This window comes from Amycolatopsis sp. DSM 110486 (genome assembly GCF_019468465.1).
In the GTDB taxonomy this organism is placed as follows: Bacteria; Actinomycetota; Actinomycetes; order Mycobacteriales; family Pseudonocardiaceae; genus Amycolatopsis.
The window spans coordinates 9,634,196-9,658,176 of the sequence record NZ_CP080519.1; the positions used below are offsets into that span (position 1 = coordinate 9,634,196).

The window sequence follows — 23,981 nt, forward strand, 5'->3', positions numbered from 1 at the left end:
TCAGCGCGCGGTGTAGCCGCCGTCGACGGGGAGGTTCACGCCGGTGACCCAGGCGGCCTCGTCGGAGGCGAGGTAGAGCACGGCGTAGGCGACGTCGATCGGGCGCCCGAGCCGGCGCAGGGACTGGTTCGCGGTCATCATGCGTTCGTAGGCGGGCAGGCCGCCCTCGTACGCCTCGGCGATCCCCTCGACCAGCGGGGTGAGCACGGTGCTCGGGTGCACGGAGTTCACGCGGATGTCGTACTTGCCGTACATCGCCGCGTCCTGGCGCGTCTGCATCGTCACCGCGCCCTTGGCCACGTGGTAGGGCGTGAACTCGTCGTTGCCGACGAGGCCGTAGATCGAGGAGTAGTTGACGATGCTGCCGCCGCCGTTCTCGATCAGGTGAGGCACGGCGTGCTTGGTCGAGAAGAACACGCCCTTCACGTCCACTGCGAACAGCGCGTCCCACTCGGCCTCGGTGACCTCGTGCGTGGGCTTGTCCACGCCGATCACGCCGGCGCAGTTGACCAGGATGTCGAGCTTGCCGAACTCCGCCACGATCTCGGTGTACGCGCGCTCGATCGACTTCTCGTCGCGCACGTCCACCGCGTGGAACCGCGCGGCGGCGCCGATTTCCCGTGCCACCGCCGCGCCCTGGTCCGCGTCCACGTCGGTGAGCGCGACCCGCGCACCCTCCGCGGCGAACAGCTCCGCGGTCGCCCGGCCCATCCCGGACGACGCACCGGTCACGATCGCCGTCTTGCCCGCCAAGCGGGGCATGGCCGTCTCCTGTCTCACGCGTCGGCGGTCTGGGGCACGAACCCGGGGTAGCCGGCGTCGGCGATCTCGGCGCAGCGGCGGAAGTACGTGTCCGCGCCTCCCATGTAGACGTTGAACTCCAGTGGTTTGCCCGGGATGTTCGCGCCGATGAACCACGCGTTGGCCTTGGCGCCGCTGGCCATGATCGTCGCCGAGCCGGCGCGGTTGACCTCCTCGGCCCACTCGCGCTCGGCCTCCGCCGTGGACTCCAGCCGCTCGATTCCGTGCTCACGGGCGTACTCGACGGCGTCGGCGATCCAGCCCACGCCGGCCTGGATGGCCACCGGCAGGTTCGCGTACGGCGTCTGCGGCCCGAGGATCATGAAGAAGTTCGGGAAGCCGTGGGCCGAGAGGCCGAGGTTGGTCTTGATGCCGTCGGCCCAGTGCTCACGCAGCACCTCGCCGTCGCGCCCGACGATGTCGATGCGGGTGAGCGTGCCGGTCATGGCGTCGAAGCCGGTCGCGAAGATCAGCACGTCGAGCTCGTACAGCTCGCCGCCGACCACGATGCCGTCCGGCGTGATCTCATCGATGCCGCGGGACTTCACGTCGATCAGGTGCACGTTCTCGCGGTTGTAGGCCTCGTAGTAGCTGTGGCCGCCCGGCGGGCGCTTGCCGTTGAACGGGTAGTCCTTGGGGCACAGCAGCTCCGCGGTCGCCGGGTCCGTCACGGTCTCGCGGATCTTGCGCCGGATGAAGTCCGACGCGTGGTCGTTGGACTCCTGGTCCACGGCCAGGTCGTTGAACGTCTCCAGCATGAAGTGGAAGCCGCCCTCGGCCCAGCCCTGCTCGAACACGCGCTCGCGATCCTCGGCGCTCGCGTCCTTCGCACCGAGCTCCGGCTTGACGAACGGCACGGCGAACCCGTGGTCGAACGCCTTCTCGAAGCTCTCGTCGTAGTTCTCGCGGACCTCGTTCATCCACTGCTCGTCGACAGCCCGGTTGGAGCTCGCGACGACGTAGTTCGGCGTGCGCTGGAACACGAACAGCTCACCGGCGGTCTCGGCGACCACCGGGACCAGCTGCACGCCCGACGCGCCGAGGCCGAGCACGCCGACGCGCTTGCCCCGCAGGTCGACCTCACGATCACGCGGCCAGCGCGAGGTGTGGTAGCTCTCGCCCGCGAACGTGCTCGCGCCCGGGATGTCGGGCAGGTTCGGCGCGGACAGCACACCCATGCCGCTGACCAGGTACTTCGCGGTGAGGACCTGGCCGTCGGCGGTCGTCACCGACCACAGGTTCGCGTCCTCGTCGTAGACGGCCGTCTCGACCTTCGTCCCGAAGCGGATGTCCTTGTACAGGTCGAGCCGGCGCGCGACGAACTCCAGGTACGCCTTCACCTCCGGCTGCGACGGGTAGCGCTCCTGCCACGTCCACTCCTCGCGGACCTCCTTCGAGAAGGAGAACGAGTAGTAGTAGAACTCGCTGTCGGTGCGGGCGCCCGGGTAGGTGTTCCAGTACCACGTGCCGCCGACGCCGTCCGCGGAGTCGAGCACGACCGAGCGCAGGCCGAGCTGGTTGAAGTGGTGCAGCATCGCCAGCCCCGAGAAGCCGGCGCCGATCACGATGGCGTCGAAGCTGGTGTCCTGAGTGGACGGCATGGTGATCCCTTCGGTGATGGTGGAAAAGTCTCAGCGGCCCAAGCGGTAGAAGTCCGCGATGGTCCGGATCTCCTGGTCCGCGCGCGGGTGGCGGCCCGCCAGGAACGGGTAGACGTGCTGCATCCCCTCGCCGACGACGAAGGTGACGTCGACGCCGTGCTTGGTCGCGAGCGCGTGGAACCGCACGCTGTCCTCGTAGAGCGATTCGGTGTCCGCGGCGCTGATGTAGAGCCGTGGGAAGCCGGTGAGGTCGGCGTAGAGCGGGTTCACGAGCGGGTCGCGCGGGTCGGCGCCGCCGCTGAGGTAGCGGTCGATGTTGGCCTGCAGGCCTTCGCGCGCGATGAGGAAATCGGTGTCGTTGTTGGTCTCGATCGTGGTCCCGCTGTTCTCCATGTCGAGCCACGGCGAGAGCGTGATGACCTGGGCGGGCAGCTCGCGGCCGTCTTCGCGCAGCTTCAGCACGGTGGCGACGGCGAGGTTCGCGCCGGCGCTGTCGCCGACCGGCGTGATATCGCGGACGCGGTGACCGCGCGCGAGCAGCGCGTCGAACGCCTTGACACCGTCTTCCAGCGCCGCCGGGTACGGGTGCTCGGGCGCGAGGCGGAAGTCGGCGACGAAAGCCGTGGTGCCACAGGCTTTCGCGAGGTGGCCGGCGAGCTTGCGGTGACTCGCGGACGACCCGAGCGCGAAGCCGCCGCCGTGGAAGAACAACAGCACCTGGTCTGCGTCGGCGCCCTCGGGCGTCACGAAGATGCCGGGCACGCCACCGAGTTCGGTGTGGGCGTAGGACACGCCCTCGGGTTCGGCGGTCGCACGCTGCCAGTCGTCGAAGACGATCCGCAGCAGCTCCACCGACATGTCCGGGTGGCGGTTCATCTCGACCGCCCACCCGGCGTAGATCTGGCCGAGCAGGTCCGTCGGCTCGGGCAACGTCATGGGCTCTCCTGGAGGGGAATCCCGCTTCGACAGCGAGGTCACAGGGGTGTCCGGTGCCCGTCCGGGCGCCGGTCCACCCAGCATCACCACGCGGGAGCCGCCCGCCACGCGCTGTCGCAAAATGACACATCCGCGTCTCACACTGAACGACCACGACGTCCACGCGACGGGCGAAGCTGAGCCGGACAGCCTCCCCTCTTCCGTGCTTCGAGCGAGGAACCATGAACCGTCTGCAGGGCAAGGTCGCCCTCGTCACCGGCGCCGGCCGCGGCATCGGCCGCACCATCGCCGACACCTTCGCCCGCGAAGGCGCCACCGTGATCGCCACCGGCCGCAGCGAAGCGAACGGGTTCGCCGACGGCGTCGAGTACCACCGCCTCGACGTCGCCAGCGACACCGACTGGGCCCGCGTCGTCGGCGACGTCGCCGACCGCCACGGCCGCGTCGACGTGCTGGCCAACAACGCCGGGGTGATCGCGTACGAGTCCTTGCACGAGCTCTCGCTCGAGAAGTGGCAGCAAGTCGTGGCGATCAACCAGACCGGCGTGTGGCTCGGCATGCGCGAGGTCGTCCCGCTGATGCAGCGCAACGGCGGCGGCTCGATCATCAACGTCTCGTCGATCTGGGGCACCGTCGCCGTCGCGGGCGCCCACGCCTACCACGCGACCAAGGGCGCGGTGCGGAACATGTCGAAGAGCGCGGCGATCACCTACGCGCGCGAGAACATCCGCGTGAACTCCCTGCACCCCGGCTTCATCCGCACCCCGCTCACCGAGGCGCAGGACCCGGAGATCAACGAGTTCGTGATCGGCCAGACCCCAATGGGCCGCGCCGGCGACCCCCAGGAGGTCGCCAACGGCGCGTTGTTCCTGGCCAGCGACGAGTCGAGCTTCGTGACCGGTTCCGAGCTGGTCGTGGACGGGGGTTATCTGGCTCAGTGAGGCGGCGGCGCGGCCTGCAGACTCCCCGCCGGCAGCCGGTCGGCGCCCCAGCTGCGCTCGAGGTACCCCACGATCCGCTCGACGTCCTCGGCCGGCACCTTCTCCGGCTCACCGTGTTCGAGCGGGTCCACGTGGAAGAGGTAGAGCCGCGAGGCGAACTGGTCGAACGCCAGTGAGGCCTCGCCGAAGCGTTCGCCGTTGCCGGCGGTGGAGACGACCACGCCGTCGCCCCAGTCCTGTCCGCTGTCGTTGTTGGGGTTGAAGAAGTACACGCGCATCACGTCGTGCGGGTCGGGCGCGACGCGCAGGATCGTGATCGCGTGCCAGCCGACGTAGCGGGCCGCGCTGTCGGTGACGGCGACGCCGGCCGGCTGCGGGTGGATCAGCGGCTGGTCGCCGTTGTAGGCCGGGTGGTAGCTGGCATGGAAGGCGCGCAGGAACTCGTCGAGGTCGATGAGGTTCCCGGTGGCGACGTCGACGTTGATGCGGAAGCCGCGGAACGCCCACCAGCCGTGGAACTCGGGGTTGACCCAGCGGTGCGGGTCGCCGGGCCGGTCGACACAGCGCCGGCCCATCTCGGCGTAGATCCGGTCGAGGTGGGGCACCACGAGCAACGACACCGGGTCGAGGTCCACGGGCAGCTTGCGCGCGATGCCGCCCTCGCTTTCGCGCGAGGAGATCGGCTGGCCCTCGAAGTGCATGGTGATCTCGTCGTCGCGGGCCGCCCACACGACCATCTGCAGCAGGTAGTCCGGGTCGTTGCCCGCCCACATCGACAGCGCGCGGGCCGACTGGCAGGTCGGGTTGTCGCCCTGGCCGACGCCGAGCGGCAGGCCGAGCATCGACAGCACGCCGGCGGTCAGGCGCGCCTTCGCCTCGGGCGCGGGACCGAACACGGCCGTGAGCCGTTCACGCGCGGCCGGGCCGAGGGTGAGGGCCAGCTGGCGCCACAACGCGGGAACCACCGGGGGCTCGTGCAGGATGCCGCGGTCGAGCAGCAGCGCGAGGCCGTAGACGCACTGCGCGGTCTCCGGGTGTACGGCGTCGGCGATGAGCTGGTGCACGAGATCTCGGTAGCGCAGCAGGCAGTTGCGGCCGGTGTCGGACAGCCCGAGCGCCTCCGCGACGAGGTAGTCACCCTCGTGGCGCACGAACCGCAGCAGCTCGGCGTGGTAGGGCGAAACCAGCCCGGTGTCGTGCATCGCGCGGGCGAAGCCGGACGCCTCGTACTGCAGGCCACCGGCGTCCATCGCCTCGAGCCGCGAGCGGAAGACCTCGAAGCCCGGGTCTTCCCGGCAGGCCTCGGTGGTGCCGAACAGGCTCGTGATGAGCCGGTCGAGCCCCTGCCCGGAGTTCGGGCCGAGGTCGACCTCGGGGTCGCCGCGGTAGACGGAGATCCGCGTGATCAGCGACTGCACCTGCTCGACCTGGATCGGGCGCTGGCGCAGGATCCGCCAGATCTCCTCGACCAGCTTGTCGAGCACGCTGGCGTAGCCGATCCCGTCGGCCACGTGGCGGAACAGCGCCCGGATGAGCTGCGCGGTGCGGCCCTCGTGCGCCCGCTCGGCCTCGGTGGGCGGGGTGAACAGCAGCTCCAGGTTCATCGCCAGGACCTGCGACAGGAACCCGCGGGCGTCCTCGGCGGACAGCGTCGCGTGGGTGTACTCCCCCAGCGCGACGGCGAGCATGCGCAGCTCGCTCGCCGCCTCGATCACGACGGTGTCCGCTTCCCCGCTGTGCAGCCCGGGGCCGACCAGCGCCGGCAGGAGGATCTCCGGCGAGGCCCAGTCGGTGCCCTGGTAGAGACCGGCTTCGTCCAGCGCCTGCGCGCGGGCCTGCACGGCGGCGGCCCCGCCGGGCTGCAGCAGCACGCGCCGCAGGGCCTCCAGCACGCGCCGCAGCTTCGTGTGCTTGCCGAAGTCGCGCGTCTCGGCCATGGCCTGGACGGCGTCGTCGAGCGAAGCCACCCGTTTGGCGAGGGTGGTGCCCTCCGTGGCGTCGGCGTTCGGATTCACTGGTGTTACCCCGGTCGGCTCTCCCGTCTGGTGCTCAGACGTAGAAGTCGAGCTCTTCCTGCTTCTTCAGCGTTTCGCGCATCCGGTAGGCGTCGTCACCGAAGAAGTACAGCAGTCCCCAGTGGGTGCCGAACGCGGTCCGCTTGGTCACCGTCTCCTCCGGCGGCGCCGACAGGTCGTGGGACTCGTAGTAGTCGTCGTCTTCGGTTTCTTCCGGGATCCTCAGCTCGCTGACGACCCGCCGCCGAGGGTAGACCCCGAAGCAGCCGGCGACACCGGCCGCGTCGACGACCTCGCGCGGGAAGAACGCGTCGATCTCCTCCTCGGTCGTCTTCGGGTCGAACGCGAGCGCCAACGCCTGGTAGGCGTTGAAGCCGTAGGCACGTTCGAGCAGCTCGAAAACCTTGAAGCCCGGCGGGCGGTAAGCCACCTCGCCGAAGTACATCTCGCCGTCGCTGGTCACGAAGTACTCGGGGTGCACGAACCCGAACTCGATGTCGAAGGTCTTCACGAGCTTCTCGATCTGCGCGGTGATCTGCGGCCGGTAGCGCTCCAGCTCCGGCGTCGCGGGCACGAACACCGAGTACCCGAGCGTGACGTACTCGGAGATGTTGAGGAACTTGATCTTCCCGTCGTGGATCCACGCTTCGACGGCGAACTCCCAGCCGTCGAGGTGGGATTCCATGAGGACGGGGAACTCCTCCTCCGGAATCATGTCGATCTCGTCGGGCGTGCGGATCACGCGGTGGCCCAGGCAGCCGGCCTTGTCGAACGCCTTGAGGTGGATCGGGTCGTTGGGGTCGCCGTCGAGCTTGAGCAGCGTCTGGTTGACGCGCTTGAGGAACCGCACCACGTCGTCACGCGCGTGGGCCTCCTCGAAGATGCCGACGCGGATGCCGCCCAGCTGCGCGCGGCGCTTCATCAAAGCCTTGTCCCGCAACAACATCGCCTGCCCGAACAGGCGCGGGTTGTCCATCAGCACGGAGTTGATCGCGCCGGCCCACTCCACCGTCTCTTCGAACAGCGGGATGGCGACGTCGACCCCCTCCTGCTTCAGGGTCTCGGCGATCTCCATCGACCGGTCGTTGAGTCTCTCGAAGTTCCACGGCAGGTAAGGGATGCCGTGTTCCGCGCAGTACTGCTCCGCCCAGTCGGGCGCGACCACGATGTAGCGGCGGTCGAAGCGGTCGAGCGCCTCGATCGCGTTGAGACTCCAGCCGAGCACGGCCAGATATCCTTTGTCGGGATTCTTCGTGACCGGTACGGACTGGGTCATGGACCGCTCCTCTGTTCGGCGCGTGCGGGGTCGGACGGGGTCTGTACCTTCACGGTCCCAGATGTCCGCACCTTCCGCCGATCGAGCGGGTCGCCTGTCCACTGTGGATACTCTCGATCCGGCCACCCGCTAGCCTCCGGGTGAGATCCAGGTCACGTCCGGTCCACTCGCCGCGCCACCCGTTCGGGTGCCTGCGATCCTGTGCGCTCAAGAACGCGCGGTTCGCGCCGGAGTTCGACGCCGCACCGCGGCCGGGAGGACAGTCATGGGAATCATCAGCTGGATCGTGCTGGGCTTGATCGCGGGGCTGATCGCGAAGGCGCTCATGCCGGGCAAGGACCCCGGCGGCTGCATCATCACGATCCTGCTCGGCATCGGCGGCGCGTTCGTGGGCGGCTGGGTCGGCAAGACGCTGTTCCACGTGCAGCTGGGCACGTTCTTCGACCTGCGCACGTGGGGCCTGGCCATCCTCGGCGCGCTGATCATCCTCGTCGGCTACCGGATGATCTTCCACCGCAGCCGGGACTGACCAGCGGGCGGGGCGGCTCTTCGCGAGCCGCCCCGCCCCTGGCTCACTTCACGCGCTCCAGCAGCGCGAACAGGTTCTCCCAGTGCCGCTTCTCGCCGGCCTCGTCGTAGGCCGCCGTGTCGGTCATGGTGTACCCGTGGGTCGCGCCCTCGTAGACCTCCGAGCGGTACGTGACCCCGGCCTCGTCGAGCGCGGCCTCCAAGGTCTTGATCTGCTCGGCCGACATCGAGTGGTCCTGGTCGGCGTGCCCGAAGTACACCTCGCCGGTGATCGAGCCGACGCCCAGGTGCGCGCTGTCGGGCCCGTCCGTGACCACCCCGCCCGCGTGGAACGCCGCGATCGCCTTGACGCGCTCGGGGAACGCCTCGATCACGCGCAGGGCGTTGGTGCCGCCCATGCAGTAGCCCGTGATCACGACCGGTCCCTCCGCGACACCTTCCTGCGCCGCGAAGAAGTCGAGGTACATCTGGGCGTCACGCTGGATCGCGTTGTCCGTGCCCAGTCCCTGGATCAGCGGCATGATCTTGCCGAAGATCTCGCCCCGCTTGTCCGGATCGCCCAGCTCCGAAACGTCGATCTGCGGCGCCGGGCCACCGCGGTAGAGCAGGTTCGGGGCGAGCACGGCGTAGCCGGCCTCCGCGATTCGCTCCGCCATCTCCTCGATCCGCGGCCGCAGCCCGAACGCGTCGATGAACAGCAGCACCCCGGGGTGCGGCCCGCCGTCGGGAACGACCAGGTACGAGTCGGCGACCCCGTCGGCGGCCGGGACGTCCACCTTCTCCTTGCGCATGTCACTCCTGTCGATCAGCTTGCTGGCTCTCGTCGTCAACCTAGTACCCCGTGCAGGACCGCCGTGACGACGGCGTCCGCGTAGGTGTGGTCGAGCGGCCGGCGGCCGGTGAGCAAGCGGTAGTGCAGCGGCGCGAAGACCAAGTCCAGCAGCAGGTCCACGTCGGCGTCCGGACCGACGACCTCGCGTACCGCGGCGCGGACGGGGGCGCGGCGGGGCTCGAACCAGTGCTCGTCGAGGCGGGCGGCGAGGTCGGGGTCCTGCTGAGCGGCGCCGAGCAGGCCGGTGAAGACACGGCCCAGCACCGTGTCCACGTAGAGGTCGGCGAAGTGGCGGGCGTGGGCGCGCAGCAGCCCTTCGGCGGTGGTGGCGCGCGTGGTGACCGGGTTGGCGCGGGCGTGGTCGAGGAAGGCTTCGAGCACCACGGCAGCCTTGCCGGTCCACCAGCGGTACACGGTGCGCTTGCCGACACCGGCGCGGGCGGCGATGGCGTCGACGCTCACCGCGGCCCAGCCGCCGGCGACGATGAGGTCCCAGGCGGCGTCGAGGATCGCGCGGTGGGTCTGGGGGTTGCGGCGGGTGGCGTCAGGCACCGCGCACCGCCCACCCGGCGGCCACGCGCCGGTTGACCTCGGTGATCGCGCCGACGAGGTCGTCGTAGGGCTCGTCCCACGGATCCTTCAGGCCCCAGCCACGATGCGGGTTTTCGACGTAGGCGCACCAGTGCCAGCCCAGGCACCAGTCCAGCGCGGCGAACGCCTCGGCGGTGCGGACGTACCCGGCGGCGCGGTCGGCCTGGTCGCGCATGCCGCCGGTGCGGTGCGGGCTCAGCCGCGTGGGGCACCAGTTGCCGGTGTCGGCGACGAGCACCGGCAGGCCGGTCCTCGCGTGCCAGCGTTCGAGCGTCTCCAGCGCCGTGTCGAGCGCGCCCGGGCCTGGGAACGTCTGCACCGACAGGACGTCGACGTGCTTCGCGGCGGCATCGAGGACTTCGTCCGGTGCGCCCGCTTTCGTCCCGAAGCGGTCGCCGAGGATCAAGTGGTTCGGGTCGTGGCGGCGGATCGCCGCGGTGGCCGTGGCGTAGTAGGCCTCGGCCGTCTCGGCGAGCGGGCCGGGCCAGCCGGCACCCGTCGGGTGGCGCGCCCAGGCCGGCCCGTCGACGAGGAAGTACCCGAGCAGCAACGGATCCTCCGGGCGGCACAGCGTGCGGGCCAGGTGGTCGCAGTACTCGGCGAACGCGGGCGAACGCGGATCACGGTAGGCCGGGTGCCCGTTCCACGACTCGATCTCCGCCACCCGCAACGCCTGCACGTACGGCAAACCGGCCGCGGCGACGTCCGCGCCCGGCAGGTCCTCCGCGTGCCCCAGGTCCACGACGGTGCCTGTGACGCCGAGCCCGGTGCCGCTGATGTACTCCGCGGTCGAGCCGACCGTGGTGAACCCCCAGGCGCGCAGGTCCGCGCCCAGGCCGTCGCGAAGCCACTTCTCGCGCGAGCCGCCGTACCGAGTGCGCCAGATGTCCTGGTTGTGCTGGTATCGGAGGTTCGTGTCGTGCGCGTGCGCGACCCCGATCGACGGGAACGGCTCGCCGTCCGGCCCGGAGAACGTCCACCGCCCGTGGCGGGCCACCGTGAAGAACGCCATGGATTGAGGATACGAACCGGTTCGTCTCCCCTGCCGTCCGGGGTCACCCGCCTGCGTGAGCGGAGGGGCGCGCCGGGACCGCCGGTGTCACCATCACCGCCATGAGGTGGAAAGGCGTGGCCTGGGCCGCGGGCGTACTGGTGGGCATCGGGCTCGCGGCGGGGGCCGGGGTGTGGGTCCACTCCGCCGAGCGCACGGCCGGGGACACGTGGCACTCCATCGGCACCGACGAGCCCGACCGGATCGACGTGAACGCCACCGTGCAGAAGGTCGACGCGGTCGCGCGGGAGGTGACGTTGCGGGTGCTCGTCGTGCCGCGCGGGCGGCTCGGCGAGGACGACGGGGTCGCGCCGGCGAGCGATCTCACGTTGCTGAACTCCTCGAGCCTGCGCGGTGACCAGACGCTCCCCGCCCACGAGCGGATCGCGAGCGCCGACCTGCCGATCGCGCTGGCGGGCGGCGCGATCACCGACTACCCGTTCGACGGCTACGAAAGCCACATCCAGTTCGCCGCCGTGCAGGACGGCAAGCCGGTGCCGGTGCTGCTCACGCTGGACAAGGTCGACAGTCTGTTCGGCCTCACGGTGACCGGCTCCGACAGCTCCGGCGGCCTCGACATCCGCCTCACCCGCGCGACGAGCGTGCTCGTGTTCGCGCTGTTCATGATGTTCGCGATGTGGGCGATCGCCGTCGCGGTGGCGCTCGGTGCGCGCCACCTCGTCGCGCGCCGCCGCGGGCTGGTGTGGCCGGCGTTCGGGTTCATGGCCGCGTCGTTGTTCGCGCTGGCTTCCTTCCGCAACGCCGCTCCGGGCTCGCCGCCGATCGGCACGCTGCTCGACTACACGGCGTTCCTCTGGGCCGAGCTGATCGTGGCGCTGAGCGTGTTCGCGTCGGTGGTCGCCGGCGCCGCCGTGGAACGGGCGAATCGCACGAGTTAGCCGCGCGGTGTCGGTTTCGGGCCCTCCGGTTTGTCGTCCCCACGACAGCCCGACGACGAGGGAGCGCACCGTGATCACCCCGAACCTGGCCTGGCAGCTCGAACACCAGACGCCCCGCGACCACCGCGCCGCCGGCGAACGTCTCGGCCGCCTGGCGGCATTTCTCACTCGGCGGCGCCGGCGGACGAGTGTCCGTGCGACGATCCGGGGCGAGCACCGACCCCAGGGAGCGCGCACATGGCCCGGCACCACCTCGACCCGACCCGTGAAACCACGATCGACGTCTTCAACCGGGACACCGAGCCCGTCCTGACCGTCGACCCCGGGGACACGGTCGTGGTCGGATCGCTGGACTGCCACGGGTTCCTGGAACGCCAGCGCACACCCGGCGAACAGCGGCCGCGGATGATCGACCCGAGCCGCGGCCACTGCCTCACCGGCCCGATCGCCGTGCGCGGCGCGGAGCCGGGCGCGGTGCTCGCCGTGCACCTGGACGACCTGCGGCCCGGCGACTGGGGCTGGACCGTGTCGGCGTCGAAGGACAACTGGCTCACGCAGAAGCTCGGCGTCGCCGGCGGCCCGCCCGGACGGCTGCTGTGGGAGCTCGACGCCGGCGAGCGCACCGGCACCAACGACCGCGGCCAGACCGTGGCGCTGGCGCCGTTCCTCGGGGTGATCGGCCTGCCGCCGGCCGAGCCGGGCGACCACTCCACCGTGCCGCCGCGCCCGGAAGGCGGCGGCAACATCGACTGCCGCGAGCTCGTGGCGGGCTCGACGCTGTACCTGCCCGTCACGGTCCCCGGCGCGCGGCTGCTCGCCGGCGACGGGCACGCGGCCCAGGGCGACGGCGAGGTCGGCGGCACTGCGATCGAGTGCCCGATGACCACCGAGCTGACCCTGGACCTCACCACCGACCGGCCCGTGCCCGGCATCCACGCCGAGGCGCCCGCCGGGCGCATCACGTTCGGCTTCCACACCGACCTCAACGAGGCCACCGCCGAGGCGCTCGGCGCGATGCTCACGTGGCTGGAGAAGCTCTACGACCTCGACCGCCCCACCGCGCTGGCGCTCGCGAGCCCGGTGGTCGACCTGCGCGTCACCCAGGTCGCCAACCAGACCTGGGGCGTGCACGCGGTACTCCCCACCTACGCGATCCGCTGACGATCCGGCGAAGTCTGCCTTCGCGGCCACCCGGGTCTGCCCGGGGCGCGCACTGGTCTGGTCCATCCGTGACCCAGGTGCGATCACACCTTAATTCGAGGCGAGAAATAACGGACTTCCGTAGGGTCCGGACCTCTTGACGCCATCCTCTTTGTCCGGTCAGGATCGCCAAGGCCCGCTTTGGGCCCGTCCCCGCCGCCCTCTGCAGAACGGACTGTCGATGGCCAGAAGATCCCCCGGGTGGTCCCGGGCCCGAAGGACCACGTTCGCCGCGCTCGCGAGCCTCACCCTGCTGGGCGGTGTGGCGAACGCGGCGCCCGCCCCCGCCACACCGGCCGCACCGGCCGCGGCGCAGCCCGAGATCGGGCAGCCCGCGCTCGACAAGAACGGCTGCGCGCGCATCGAGAACACCCTGCCGACGCTTTCGGATTGGCCGAAGGTCGACAGCTTGATGCAGAAGAACCCGCAAGACGAGGCGCGCATCGCGAAGATCCTCTCCGGCATGACGCTGGAGGAGAAGGTCGGGCAGATGACGCAGCCCGAGATCAACGCGATCACCCCCGACGAGGTCAAGCAGTACGCCATCGGCTCGGTGCTCAACGGCGGCGGCTCGTGGCCCGGCGGCAACAAGCACGCCACGCAGCAGGACTGGCTGAACCTCGCCGACGCGTACTGGAGCGCGTCGAAGACCAGCCGCACGAAGATCCCCGTGATCTGGGGCATCGACGCCGTGCACGGCAACAACAACGTCTACGGCGCCACCGTCTTCCCGCAGAACATCGCGCTCGGCGCCGCCCACGACCCGTGCCTGGTCCGCGACGTCGAGAACGCCACCGCGCGCCAGATCCGCGCCACCGGCCAGGACTGGGCCTTCGCCCCCACGCTCGCCGTGGTGCAGGACGACCGCTGGGGCCGCACATACGAGGGCTTCTCCGAGGACCCGCGCATCACCCGGGCCTACGGCTACGAGGCCATCAACGGCCTGCAGGACGGCGCCACCAAGCGCATCACCTACAACGGCGTGATCGCCACCGCCAAGCACTACATCGGCGACGGCGGCACGATCAAGGGCCAGGACCAGGGCGTGAACCCCTCGTCCGAGGCAGACATGATCAACATCCACGGTCAGGGCTACTACGGCGCGCTCGCCGCCGGCACCCAGACCGTGATGGTGTCGTTCAACAGCTGGACCAACGCCGACCTCGGCATCAACGAGGGCAAGCTCACCGGCAGCGACAAAGCACTGAACCAGATCCTCAAGGGCAAGATGGGCTTCGACGGCCTCGTCGTGTCGGACTGGAACGGCATCGGCCAGGTCCCCGGCTGCACCAACGCGAGCTGCCCTCAGGCGATCAACGCCGGCGTCGACCTCGTGATGGTGCCCGCCGACTGGAAGGCGTTCATCACCAACACCGTCGCGCAGGTCAACGACGGCCAGATCCCGATGGCCCGCATCGACGACGCCGTGACCCGCATCCTGCGCGTGAAGCTGCGCGCCGGGATCCTCGACGAGCAGAAGCCGTCGGACCGCTCCTACGCCAACTCAGACGAGGCGCTCACGGACAACTGGCTCGCCCGCGACGCCGTGCGCGAGTCGCAGACGCTGCTGAAGAACAACGGCAACGTGCTGCCGCTCAAGCCGAAGTCGAAGGTGCTGGTGGTCGGCAAGAGCGCCGACAGCATCCAGAACCAGACCGGCGGCTGGACGCTGTCGTGGCAGGGCACCGGCAACACCAACGCCGACTTCCCCAACGCCACCTCGATCCTGGGCGGGCTCAAGGAAGACCTCGGCGACGCCAACGTCACCTTCAGCGAGAAGGGCGACGTCGACCCGACCGGCTACGACGCGGTGATCGCCGTGATCGGCGAAACGCCGTATGCCGAGGGCGTGGGCGACCTGCAGCGCAAGTCGCTGGAGGCCGCGAAGCTCTACCCCGAGGACCTCGCCGTGCTGGACAAGGTGAGCGGCAAGGGTGTCCCGGTCGTCACCGCCTACGTCGGCGGTCGTCCGCTCTACCTGAACAAGGAGATCAATCGCTCCGACGCGTTCGTGGCGGCCTGGCTGCCCGGCACCGAGGGCGGCGGCGTGGCGGACATGATGGTCAAGGGCAAGGACGGCACGGGGTACCAGGGCAAGCTGTCCTACTCGTGGCCGAAGAGCGCGTGCCAGACGCCGCTCAACCCGTGGAGCCCGGACTACGACCCGCTGTTCGCGCTGGGCTACGGCCTCAAGACCGGTCAGCGCGCCACCGTGGCGAAGCTCGACGAGGCCGAGGGCCCGACGACCTGCGGGTCGACCGGTGGCGGGGGCACCGCGACCGAGGACCTGTCGATCTTCGACCGCACGGACATCGCGCCGTACAAGAGCTACATCGGCTCGGCCTCGAACTGGGGCGGCACCGAGATCGGGCCCGACGGCACCGCGGAGCACCCGGAGATCACCGTGACTCCGGCGGACGTCAACGTGCAGGCCGACGGCCTCAAGACGACGTGGACCGGCACCGGCGCGGCACAGCTGTACCTGCAGAGCCCCGCGACCAGCGACCTGCGCGGGTACCCCAACGCGGACGGGGCGCTCGAGTTCGACGTGATCGTGAACTCGCCACCGGTGAACCGCACCGTGGTGAGCATGCACTGCGTCTACCCGTGCTTCTCGGAGGTCAACGCCACCAAGCTGTTCACGGATCTGCCGGCGGGGAGCAAGTCGACGGTGAAGATCCCGCTCTCGTGCTTCGCGAACGGGCTCGACTTCGAGAACGTCAACACGCCGTTCCTGGTCTACACCGACGGTGCGTTCTCGGCGTCGTTCGCGAACGTGAGGTGGTCGCCAGGCGGAGCGAAAGATCCGGACGCTGTGAAGTGTTCGGATCTGACGTGAGGTGAGTGCCGGGGCGCTCGCGGGACTTTCCCCGCGAGCGCCCCGCGTTTGGGTGAGCACTGTCATGCGACCAGCTCGAGAATCCGTTCACGAGCCTGGGAAGGGAGCGGTCGGTGACAACAGTGGCTGACCCATATCGAGTGCTCGGGCGTGGCTATGCCGCGATGCGGCAGCCTTCCCTCGCATCGGGCATCGTCTAGACGCCGCGCTCGGTGACGCCATCACTGCAAAACCCCGAGAACGTGACATTGGCGCGGACACGGCATGCTTTAGAGGTCTCTCCTGCGGAAACGCCGATCAGCCGCGCGTGTCTCGCAAACGATCGTTTTTGAGACTCTCCCCAGCCTGCGCGGATGGCACAGACCTTTCTGGGGCGGTTCGCAGGCGCGGCGGGGGACCGGAACCCGTGTCGCTGGTACCCGTCCCGCCGATACGCCCGGTTCGAGCTCCGTCCCGGGGGCTAGTCAGCCTCGACCGAGCCCACGAACGCCAACCGGCCGGGACTGTCAACCTCGGACTGCCGATCATCGTCGACCCGAAGCCCTAAACCGACCTTGGGACCATTCAGCTGACGCTTGGCACGAGGACCGGACTGTCCACATAGGACAACGTCCGGTCCTTTGTTTAAAGCGACGATCTGATGGCGCGAATCATGTCTGAGACCAGCACGGGCGCTTGCGGGAGAACGCGCTGCGCATATGAGACCAGCTCGTACCCTTCAGGCAAAACATGCCAGCCTGCCGCTACCCGGCCCCGAGGGTTTCACCGGCCGGCTGCCCTGCGGCCGGCGGTCCAGAAGGCGACGGTGGGGTGGGGTCGGCGGGCACCGGCTCGGCGCCGCCCTGGTCAAGTCGGAACGGCGGATAGCGGTCGGTCATCAGTCCGGTGTAGGCGGCCACGCGCAGCGCCCAGCGGTTTATGCCGAGCACGAAGTCGTACAGCGACTTCGGGTACCGGCCGGTGAACAGCAGCACGATCGCGGCGATCAGCAGGAGCAGCGCGAGGAGGCCGACACCGCCGGCGCCGGCGTTCCAGCCACCGTCGGTGGTAGCGCCGGAGCTTGCCCACAGTCCGCCGCCGACCAGGATCGACAGCACGATGTAGTGCGGCAGGGCCAGCAGCCACCACTTGACCAGCACCAGGCCGCGGGACAGCCGCTCGGGGTAGGGCACGTCGAGGTGCGCCGGGTAGTCGGCCACTTCTGCGAGGGTGAAGGGCGGATAGCGGTCGGTGCCCAGGGCGCTGTAGCCGTAGTAGTTCACCCGCCAGGTCCAGCGCAACACGCCGACGTTGAAGTCGAACAACGATCGCGGATAGCGCGCGGTGATCAGAATGGCGAAAAACGCGATCACGCTGACTACGGAGAAGGCGACCCACAGGAAGAACAGCACGACGAAGTGCGGGATCAGCAGCAGCCATTTGACCAGCCACAGGCCGCGGGAGCCCGACGGCTCGAGCGCCGCGTCGACGCGGACCGGGTAGGGCGTACGGGGATCGGTCATGGTGTGCTCCCTGTGGCGGGTGCCGGGGGGAGGACGGAGACGACGAGCTTGCCTCGGGTCTTCCCGTCGAGCAGGTGGCGGATGGCCGCAGCGACCTCGGCCAGTGGGTAGGTGCGGTCGATCGCGGGGGTGAGCTTTCCGCCCTCGATGAGCGCGCCGAGCGCGATCAGATCGACGGCGGTCTCCTTCGCGACGAAGGTGCCCAGCTGCTGGCGGACGAACGGCGAAAGCAGCTTCGCCCGGATCTGGCGGTCGCTGCCGCCGAGCAGCCGGCCGCCGCTCTCTCCGCCGACGATGACCAGTCGTCCCCGTGGTGTCAGAACCCGCCGTAGATCGGACAGCCGGGCGTTGCCGCCGATGTCGAGGACGACGTCGTAGCGGTGTCCGCCGTCGGCGAATTCGGCGCCGGTGTAGTCGATAACGTGGTCGGCGCCCAGGGCGCGGACCATCTCCACCTTGCTGGGGCTGCAAACGCCGGTGACGTCCGCGCCGAATGCCTTCGCGATCTGCACCGCGAACGTACCGACACCGCCCGAGGCGCCGATGATCAGCACCGTCTCACCGGCCCGGACGCGTCCGTGGTCGCGGACCGCCTGCAGGGCGGTCACCCCCGAGACCGGAACGGCAGCAGCCTGTTCGAAGGAGAGGTTCGCCGGCTTCGGGGCGAGCTTGCCAGGGCGGGCGGTCGCATACTGCGCGAAGGTGCTGGTGGACATCCCGAACACCTCGTCGCCCGGGGCGAAGCCGGTGACGCTGGGGCCGACCGCCTCGACCGTTCCGGCCAGGTTCCGGCCTGGGTTGGCGTACTTCGGGCGGCGAAGTCCGAAGCCTGCGAGCCGGATCGGATAGGGCAGGCCGGACATGATGTGCCAGGTGCCCCGGTCCACGCTGGCCGCGTGCACCCTCACCAGGATGTCGTCGTCCCCCATAGTGGGTGTGTCGGTCTGCGCGACCCGGAAGAGGTCCTCGGGAGCGGCGCTGTAGTGGTCCTGCACGACCGCCGTCATCGTTGCCCCTGCGGTCTCGAGAGGGGGACCCCTGAGTCTGTCGACGTGAGTTGTGCGCATCGTGACCTTCGCTTTCACCGTTGATCACTGGACGGTGTACATGATTTGTACGCCGTACAAAGAACCGTCTACCCTGGTGGTACCGAAGTCAAGAGGAGGAAGGCACCATTGTCCGAATCAGGTAGGCGACGCCCTCGCGGTCCGCGGCGCGCCCTCACCGAGAACGAGATCCTCGACGCGGCGCTGAGCCTGCTCGACCAGGGCCCGGATGCGGCGTCCGTGCGGGCGATTGCCGCGCGGGTCGGCGTGGTCCCGAACGCGATCTACACCTACTTCCCGGACAAGGCCGCCGTGGTCGATGCGCTCGTCGAGCGGCTGCTCGGCGAGGTGGACCACGACGTCTTCGCCGACCGTGCGCAGCCCTGGCGCGAACGCGTGGAAGCACTGGCCCTGGAACTGCGAGCGAAACTGTCCGCACATCCGGGCGCGGTCAGCCTGATGGTCGGCAGCCGGATGGATGGGCCCATCGCGCAGGCCCTCACCGAACGGCTCCTGCAGTTGCTGGCCGACGCCGGACTCGACGCCACCGACGCCGCGCGGGCGTCCTACCTGCTGTTCGTCTACATCTTCGGCTCACTCGTCCTGGAAGTCGCCGATGTGCAGCACAAGGTCCCGCTGCCGGCGGAGTCGGAACGGATCGCCATCCGCCAGCTCGCCTTCTCGGCGAGGCCGCCTGAACACTTCCCGCTCAGTGCCGCAGCGGCGGCGACTATGGCCGGCTACATCTCCACCGAGCAGTACCTCTGGGGCCTTCGCCGGATCCTCGAGGGCCTCACCGCCCGAGTGGCTACGGGGCGGAAGTCCGTCGGATCCGGCTAAGCCGCTTCCCCTCGAGCCGGCGTTTGATGAACATCGGAACGAAAAGCAGCGCTAAGCCGAGAACCCACTGGAAGCATTGCCGCCGGGCGATGAGTTCTGGCGTGGCTGGGCGAATGATCGCGTGACGATCCACAAGCTGCATGCCGCGCCGTCACGACGAAAGCGCACGGACCATCCGCGTCGCCGAGCCGGGCCGGCGGGATCTGAAGATCCGGCCTGGCTGCTTCGTGACCGCGGCCGAGCGCGACGAGTTCGGCGACCGCTCTGCGTGCACGCTGGCGGCCGGCCACGTGGGCAGGCACAGCTTCGTCTTCGGCGGCGACGAGCCCGCGGGCGGACTGGAGCCGGTGCTGCTGCCCGACTCGCCTGATCCCGCCACGCTCACGCCGATGCAGCGGCACAATCTCGCCGTGCTCGCAGCGGCCGGGCCGACCGCGGAGGTGTACTTGGAGATGGAGTCCCTGCAATACCAAGAGGAGATTTTCGGGGTGGTCTCGACCCGTCACTTCGGTGTCCAGACCAGCGTCGCGGTGCCGCAGCTGACGCACCTGGCCGCGACCACCCGCGGGCTGTCGGCCGCCGTCGCCCTGGAGTACCTCGCGGTCACCGGCCGGCCGCTCGGCGGCGGGGACACGCTGCCGAGCGACAGCGCGTTCGTGTCCCTCACCGACACCGGTCGCGCCGTGCTCGCGCGCCTGACGCCGCAGCTGCAGGACTGACCCACACCCCGCTCGAAACCCTGGCGGCCCGGTTCGAAGCGGAACGGCCCCGGCTGCGCGCGCTGGCGCGGCGGATGCTCGGCTCGGCGGCCGAAGCCGAGGACGCCGTGCAGGAATTCTCGCTGCGACTGGCGTCGGCATCCGAGGTCGACAACTTGGCAGCGTGGCTGACCACCGTCGTTTCGCGGATCTGCCTCGACCTGCTGCGCGCGCGGCGGGAGACACCGTTCGAGCAGCTGCCGGACCGCGGCGTCGCAGGCCCGGAGGAGGACCTCGCGCTCGCCGACGAGGTCGGCCGGGCCCTGCTCGTGGTGCTGGCGGCGCTCGCACCCGCCGAGCGCGTGGCGTTCGTGCTGCACGACTTGTTCTCGGTGCCGTTCGAGGCCGTCAGCCCGATCCTGGACCGCTCGCCCGCGACGGCGAAGAAACTCGCGAGCCGCGCGCGGCTGCGGGTGCGCGGTACTCCCGCGGCCGGGTCCGGGCTCGGTGAGCACCGGAAGGTCGTGGAAGCGTTCCTGGCCGCGGCCCGCGGCGGTGATCTCGCCGCACTGCTCGAACTGCTGGCTCCCGACGTCGTCCGGCACGCCGACGCGGCCGCGTTGCCGCCGGGTGCCGCCGCCGTCCTCCGCGGCGCCGACGCCGTCGCGCGCGGCACCACCGCGTTCGCCGACCACGCGCGCCTCGCGGAGCCCGCTCTGATGGACGGCACCGTCGGGCTGGTGCTGGCGCCCTACGGCCGGCTGACGGGCGTGCTCAAGGTGTCGGTGACGGCGGGGCGGGTCGCCGCGTACGAGGTGATCGCGGATCCGGAGCGGCTCGCGAAGGTGGCGGTCGCCGTCCTCCCTTGATCGCACTGTGATCGCGCAGTCGTCGCACGATGGTGTGACACTTCGAGTCAAAGTGCAACATCGGGGGTGGTGATCATCTACGTTTCAGCCGGATGGTCCACTTCGTTCAGGGGCGTGGACCGCGACACCGGAGGGGACCATGTCCATCACCAGGAAGATCGCCGTGATCGGCGCACTGTCCGCAGTGGCGGCAACCTTGTTCACGGGCACCGCGTCGGCGAAGACCGAAAAGAACTGCACCGCGTCGTTCTGCAACACCACGGACGGAAGCGGCCTGTACGTGAACCAGGTCATCGCGTTGCGGCAACAGCCGATCAAGGCGAAGTACGGGTACTTCCAGGTCTTCGGGCGCGGCTGGAGCCGCGGGCCGACATCCTCGGGCACCACGGCGGCGCAGATCATCCACATCGGACAGCAGGTGGTGAAGAACGAGCTCGTGTGCCTGCGTTTCGTGGCGCGCGAGAACGGAAAGTGGAAGGAAATCGGCCCGCCGGCGTGCACCACGGCGCCGTTCTGATCACTGCGCGCTTTGCCGGCCACTGCTCTGTGCCAGCCACTGCTCTGTGCTGACCGCTGCCTCACCGGCCGCCGTGTAGGTCGTTATACAGCTCGGTGGTCCTAGGGGAACGGCCACGAGTTCGTGGCGCACACGCGGTGGTCGGCCGGCACGGCGCCCTGGTCGCCGCCGGGGACGTTGTTGAGGCGGGCGACGTAGTCGTCGGCGACGCCGAAGGTCTGCTGCATCATCACGGGCGCCGGCTGGCCGGTGCCGCCGCAGCCGACGTGGGAGTGGCCCAGCGCGTGGCCGACCTCGTGATTGATCGCGTACTGCCGGTAGGCGGTCATGTTCGCCCCATAGGCCTTCGCGCCGCGTACCCAGCGCGAGAGGTTGATCAGCACGCGGCGCATGCTGCGGCGGAAGCAGGAAGCCTCGTAGGTGATGGAAAACCCGCAGGCGTCGGCGCGGTGCGTGGTGTCGGGGGTGGAGAGGCTGACGCGGAAGTCCGGGTGCGGATCGCTCGCGTCCACGCGCTGCAGCGCGACCTTGCCGTCAGCGGTCCAGCTCTTCGGGTCGGACAGGATGCCCTGCACGGCGGCGGCGAAGCTGTCGTCGCCGGCGTAGCTCGCCGGGTCGATGCCGTCCTCGACCTCGACGGTGTAGCGGTAGAGGCGGCCGGTGCCGATCTTCGGGCCGGAGCCGGGGATCACGTGCCACTTGCCCCGGCCGGTCTGCGTGTACGGGCCGCCGGCGGGCAGGTCGGCGGTGGGGGCGTTGGGATCGGCCGGTTTCGCGGGGTTCTCGGGAACGCCCGGCTCGAGGGAGACCACGGAGGACTCGGACCGGGACTCGGCGCGGGCTTGTCCGGGAGCCGGGGCTTGCTGCTGCGCCGCCGTCGACGGGGCCGAGGTAGACGCCGTGTTGACCAGCACGAGCACGGTGAGCACGACCATGACCGGCAGCGCGTAGACGCGCCAGCCGTCGGTGCGCAGGAAGCCCTTCTTCCTCCTCGCGGATCTCCGCTCCGGCAACGGTTTCCGCGAGGCACGCAACGGTTCCCGCGCCCGCGTTTCGTCCTGCGCCACGCACTTCCCCAGCTCCCCGGTGACAGTTCCTCCCCGTCCAACGGGTGGGACGGGCGAAAGGTTGAGACCAAGCGGCACGTCACGGGCGGTGACCCCGACTTTCGTCGGTTCCGGACAACGGCCCTGTTGATCATGCTGAAGTCGTGTCTGCGCAGCACCCCGGCTCGTTCGCGGTCACGCTCGACGCCGCGATCGAAGACTCCGGGCTCTCCCTCGACCGGGTCCGCCACCACCTCGCCAACCGAGGCGTGACGCTCTCGCGCTCCGCCCTGTCCTACTGGCGCCGTGGCCGCTCCCGGCCCGAGCGCGAGGCGTCGCTGAACGCCGTGACGCAGCTCGAAGCCGTGCTGGAGCTCTCCCCCGGCTCACTCACGTCGCTGCTCGGCCCGCGCGCGCCGCGTGGTCGCTGGCTCGGCCACCCGCCCGACCGCGTGGAGCGCCGCCGGTTGTGGCCCGATCTGCGGCCGCTCACGGTGGAGCTCAAACCGCCGCCGGACGGGCAGCTCGCGTTCTGGTCGGTGCACGACCGCGTGGCCATCGACGACGACGGATGCGAGCGGGCCTTGCACGTGCGGCTCGTCGCGGAGGCCACGATGGACGGCGTCGACCGCATGATGACCTACCACCAGGCCGACGGCTCGCTGCCGGCCGAACCGCGCTACCAGGGCGTGCGGTTCGCGCGCGTCGGGCGCGTGCGGGTGGATCGCGAGACGGGCATGACGGCCGGTGAGCTGCTGCTCGACCGCGTGCTCGCGGCCGGTGAGGTCACGGCCGTCGAGTACGAGATCCTGCTGCCGCCCGGCACGCCGGCGCAGGAGTACGGCCGGCGTTTCACGCGGCCGGTGCGCGAATACGTGTGCCAGGTGCAGTTCGGCCTGCGGCTGCCGCGGCGGGTCCGCTCGTTCGAACGCCGCGGCCCCGACGGGCCCCGCCACACCGGCGACCCGCTGCGCGTCGGCACGACCCACGCCGTCACCTTCGCCACCCGCGACACGCGGCCCGGCATCCACGGCGCGTGGTGGACGTGGTGACGCCAATTCTGTGAACACGAGCCGCCGACCTGCGAATTCTCGGCGCCGGGCACCGGCTGTCCACTTCGGTCTGGAGCGCGCGGTCCGCGGCTGGTTACCGTCCGCCGCGGCACTCCCCCGATCCCCCGTTCCCCGGAAAGGCACCGCCATGCGCCGTCTCACCCGGACCCTGGCCACTCTCGCCGCCGCGGCCGCGCTCACGGCCACCGGCGCGGCGGCCGCTGTGCCGGCTTCGGCCGCTGTGCCGACAACGCCGACCGCGCCCACGCCGGCCACGGCCACGGCGACCGCGGCCGCGCGCCCGATGTCGATGGCCGCCCGGCTCGGCACCCTCGCGCCGTCGGCCAAGGCCAACCTCATCGGCGACAACTACCCCGCGAAGTGGCGCAACATCTCGCAGGACTCCGTCGTCGACGACTGGAACATGTACAACCGCGAGTGCGTCTCCTGGGCCGCGTTCACCATCGACCGCCACGGCGAGAGCGCCTCGAACTACGGCGACGCCAAGTACTGGGACGACAACGCCCGCAAGCACGGCTACCGCGTCGACAACACGCCCACCCCGGGCTCCATCGCCCAGACCGACGCGGGCCGCTACGGCCACGTCGCCGTCGTCGACAGCGTCCACGGCTCCACCGTCACGGTCGAGGACTACAACTGGGCCGGCGACGGCCACTACCTCGTCCACGACCTCACCAAGGGCGACTTCCGCTACATCCACTTCTACAACTGAGCGTTCCCCGAACCCTCGGCCGGACGGCGCCTTCCCGCCGTCCGGCCGAGTCCACGTCGGACCCCTGGTGAAATCCGGTCCGGTGCTTTCGCCGCAACGCGACGCCAGGTGCTTCCGCCACCTGCGACGTAGCCGAACGGCGGAACGTTCTTGTCGGCTCACGACTTG

The 23,981-nt window shown here is 70.1% G+C and carries 22 protein-coding genes; 11 read left to right on the forward strand and 11 right to left on the reverse strand.

Features of this window, described 5'->3' with window-relative positions:
• From K1T34_RS46460 to K1T34_RS46470, 3 genes are read right to left on the reverse strand one after another with little or no spacing between them, the layout of a single operon-like run.
• The gene (locus K1T34_RS46460; protein ID WP_220241119.1) at window positions 1–762 is read right to left on the reverse strand and encodes an SDR family NAD(P)-dependent oxidoreductase; all 762 of its coding nucleotides are present in this window, start codon (window positions 760–762) and stop codon (window positions 1–3) included.
• A gap of 14 nt (window positions 763–776) precedes the next feature.
• Complete coding sequence (locus K1T34_RS46465; protein ID WP_220241121.1) at window positions 777–2,402, reverse strand: NAD(P)/FAD-dependent oxidoreductase; 1,626 nt, start codon at window positions 2,400–2,402, stop codon at window positions 777–779.
• A 30-nt stretch (window positions 2,403–2,432) separates the two neighbouring features.
• On the reverse strand, window positions 2,433–3,338 hold the full coding sequence (locus K1T34_RS46470) for an alpha/beta hydrolase (protein ID WP_220241123.1): 906 nt from the start codon (window positions 3,336–3,338) through the stop codon (window positions 2,433–2,435).
• 221 nt (window positions 3,339–3,559) lie between these two features.
• Here K1T34_RS46470 and K1T34_RS46475 point away from each other — a divergent pair, with 221 nt between their 5' ends.
• A complete protein-coding gene (locus K1T34_RS46475) occupies window positions 3,560–4,279 on the forward strand; it encodes an SDR family NAD(P)-dependent oxidoreductase (RefSeq protein ID WP_220241125.1) in 720 nt (239 codons plus the stop codon).
• On the opposite strand, the gene K1T34_RS46480 is transcribed toward K1T34_RS46475, so the two are convergent.
• Both K1T34_RS46480 and K1T34_RS46485 read right to left on the reverse strand, forming a co-directional pair.
• A complete protein-coding gene (locus K1T34_RS46480) occupies window positions 4,273–6,294 on the reverse strand; it encodes a hypothetical protein (RefSeq protein WP_220241127.1) in 2,022 nt (673 codons plus the stop codon). The genes K1T34_RS46475 and K1T34_RS46480 overlap by 7 nt on opposite strands.
• A 34-nt stretch (window positions 6,295–6,328) precedes the next feature.
• Entirely contained in the window at window positions 6,329–7,570 is a 1,242-nt protein-coding gene (locus K1T34_RS46485; protein ID WP_220241129.1) for an acetyl-CoA carboxylase biotin carboxylase subunit family protein, read from the reverse strand.
• Window positions 7,571–7,835: 265 nt separating this feature from the next.
• Here K1T34_RS46485 and K1T34_RS46490 point away from each other — a divergent pair, with 265 nt between their 5' ends.
• Window positions 7,836–8,099: a GlsB/YeaQ/YmgE family stress response membrane protein gene (locus K1T34_RS46490; RefSeq protein WP_220241131.1), complete on the forward strand. Its 264-nt coding sequence runs from the start codon at window positions 7,836–7,838 to the stop codon at window positions 8,097–8,099.
• A 43-nt stretch (window positions 8,100–8,142) separates the two neighbouring features.
• Here the strand turns inward: K1T34_RS46490 and K1T34_RS46495 are convergent, their stop codons facing one another.
• Genes K1T34_RS46495 through K1T34_RS46505 form a run of 3 tightly spaced genes read right to left on the reverse strand, consistent with a single transcriptional unit; the run spans window position 8,143 to window position 10,533 of the window.
• Complete coding sequence (locus tag K1T34_RS46495) at window positions 8,143–8,889, reverse strand: dienelactone hydrolase family protein (protein WP_220241133.1); 747 nt, start codon at window positions 8,887–8,889, stop codon at window positions 8,143–8,145.
• 35 nt (window positions 8,890–8,924) lie between these two features.
• A complete protein-coding gene (locus K1T34_RS46500; RefSeq protein WP_220241134.1) occupies window positions 8,925–9,482 on the reverse strand; it encodes a TetR/AcrR family transcriptional regulator in 558 nt (185 codons plus the stop codon).
• A complete protein-coding gene (locus K1T34_RS46505) occupies window positions 9,475–10,533 on the reverse strand; it encodes an agarase (protein ID WP_220241135.1) in 1,059 nt (352 codons plus the stop codon). The genes K1T34_RS46500 and K1T34_RS46505 overlap by 8 nt, the downstream gene beginning before the upstream one ends.
• A 101-nt stretch (window positions 10,534–10,634) precedes the next feature.
• On the opposite strand from K1T34_RS46505, the gene K1T34_RS46510 reads away from it, so the two are divergent.
• From K1T34_RS46510 to K1T34_RS46520, 3 genes are all read left to right on the forward strand, one after another.
• Entirely contained in the window at window positions 10,635–11,471 is an 837-nt protein-coding gene (locus K1T34_RS46510) for a DUF4436 family protein (protein WP_220241137.1), read from the forward strand.
• A gap of 237 nt (window positions 11,472–11,708) precedes the next feature.
• Window positions 11,709–12,632 carry an acetamidase/formamidase family protein gene (locus tag K1T34_RS46515; RefSeq protein WP_220241139.1) on the forward strand — a complete coding sequence of 308 codons (924 nt, stop codon included), beginning with the start codon at window positions 11,709–11,711 and terminating at the stop codon, window positions 12,630–12,632.
• A gap of 220 nt (window positions 12,633–12,852) precedes the next feature.
• Window positions 12,853–15,510, forward strand: a complete 2,658-nt coding sequence (locus tag K1T34_RS46520; protein ID WP_220241141.1) for an exo 1,3/1,4-beta-D-glucan glucohydrolase — start codon at window positions 12,853–12,855, stop codon at window positions 15,508–15,510.
• A 743-nt stretch (window positions 15,511–16,253) separates the two neighbouring features.
• On the opposite strand, the gene K1T34_RS46525 is transcribed toward K1T34_RS46520, so the two are convergent.
• Together K1T34_RS46525 and K1T34_RS46530 are read right to left on the reverse strand one after the other, a co-directional pair.
• Entirely contained in the window at window positions 16,254–17,012 is a 759-nt protein-coding gene (locus K1T34_RS46525; protein ID WP_220241143.1) for a DUF4389 domain-containing protein, read from the reverse strand.
• Window positions 17,009–18,019 (reverse strand): NAD(P)-dependent alcohol dehydrogenase, encoded by a 1,011-nt coding sequence (locus K1T34_RS46530; RefSeq protein ID WP_220241145.1) that lies wholly within the window; start codon window positions 18,017–18,019, stop codon window positions 17,009–17,011. Before K1T34_RS46530 ends, K1T34_RS46525 begins: the two co-directional genes overlap by 4 nt.
• A 168-nt stretch (window positions 18,020–18,187) precedes the next feature.
• On the opposite strand from K1T34_RS46530, the gene K1T34_RS46535 reads away from it, so the two are divergent.
• The 4 genes from K1T34_RS46535 (at window position 18,188) to K1T34_RS46550 (ending at window position 20,982) form a co-directional block, all read left to right on the forward strand.
• Window positions 18,188–18,898 carry a TetR/AcrR family transcriptional regulator gene (locus tag K1T34_RS46535; protein WP_220241147.1) on the forward strand — a complete coding sequence of 237 codons (711 nt, stop codon included), beginning with the start codon at window positions 18,188–18,190 and terminating at the stop codon, window positions 18,896–18,898.
• 140 nt (window positions 18,899–19,038) lie between these two features.
• Entirely contained in the window at window positions 19,039–19,617 is a 579-nt protein-coding gene (locus tag K1T34_RS46540) for a hypothetical protein (RefSeq protein ID WP_220241149.1), read from the forward strand.
• Entirely contained in the window at window positions 19,614–20,465 is an 852-nt protein-coding gene (locus tag K1T34_RS46545) for a sigma-70 family RNA polymerase sigma factor (RefSeq protein ID WP_220247764.1), read from the forward strand. Before K1T34_RS46540 ends, K1T34_RS46545 begins: the two co-directional genes overlap by 4 nt.
• A 139-nt stretch (window positions 20,466–20,604) precedes the next feature.
• The gene (locus K1T34_RS46550; RefSeq protein ID WP_220241150.1) at window positions 20,605–20,982 is read left to right on the forward strand and encodes a hypothetical protein; all 378 of its coding nucleotides are present in this window, start codon (window positions 20,605–20,607) and stop codon (window positions 20,980–20,982) included.
• Window positions 20,983–21,083: 101 nt separating this feature from the next.
• Here K1T34_RS46550 and K1T34_RS46555 read toward each other — a convergent pair whose 3' ends face one another.
• Entirely contained in the window at window positions 21,084–22,049 is a 966-nt protein-coding gene (locus tag K1T34_RS46555; RefSeq protein WP_370643554.1) for a DUF3152 domain-containing protein, read from the reverse strand.
• A gap of 143 nt (window positions 22,050–22,192) precedes the next feature.
• Between K1T34_RS46555 and K1T34_RS46560 the strand changes: the two genes are divergently transcribed.
• Entirely contained in the window at window positions 22,193–23,080 is an 888-nt protein-coding gene (locus tag K1T34_RS46560) for an XRE family transcriptional regulator (protein WP_220241152.1), read from the forward strand.
• A 148-nt stretch (window positions 23,081–23,228) separates the two neighbouring features.
• The gene (locus K1T34_RS46565) at window positions 23,229–23,813 is read left to right on the forward strand and encodes a CHAP domain-containing protein (protein WP_220241154.1); all 585 of its coding nucleotides are present in this window, start codon (window positions 23,229–23,231) and stop codon (window positions 23,811–23,813) included.
• The last annotated feature ends 168 nt before the right edge of the window (window positions 23,814–23,981 follow it).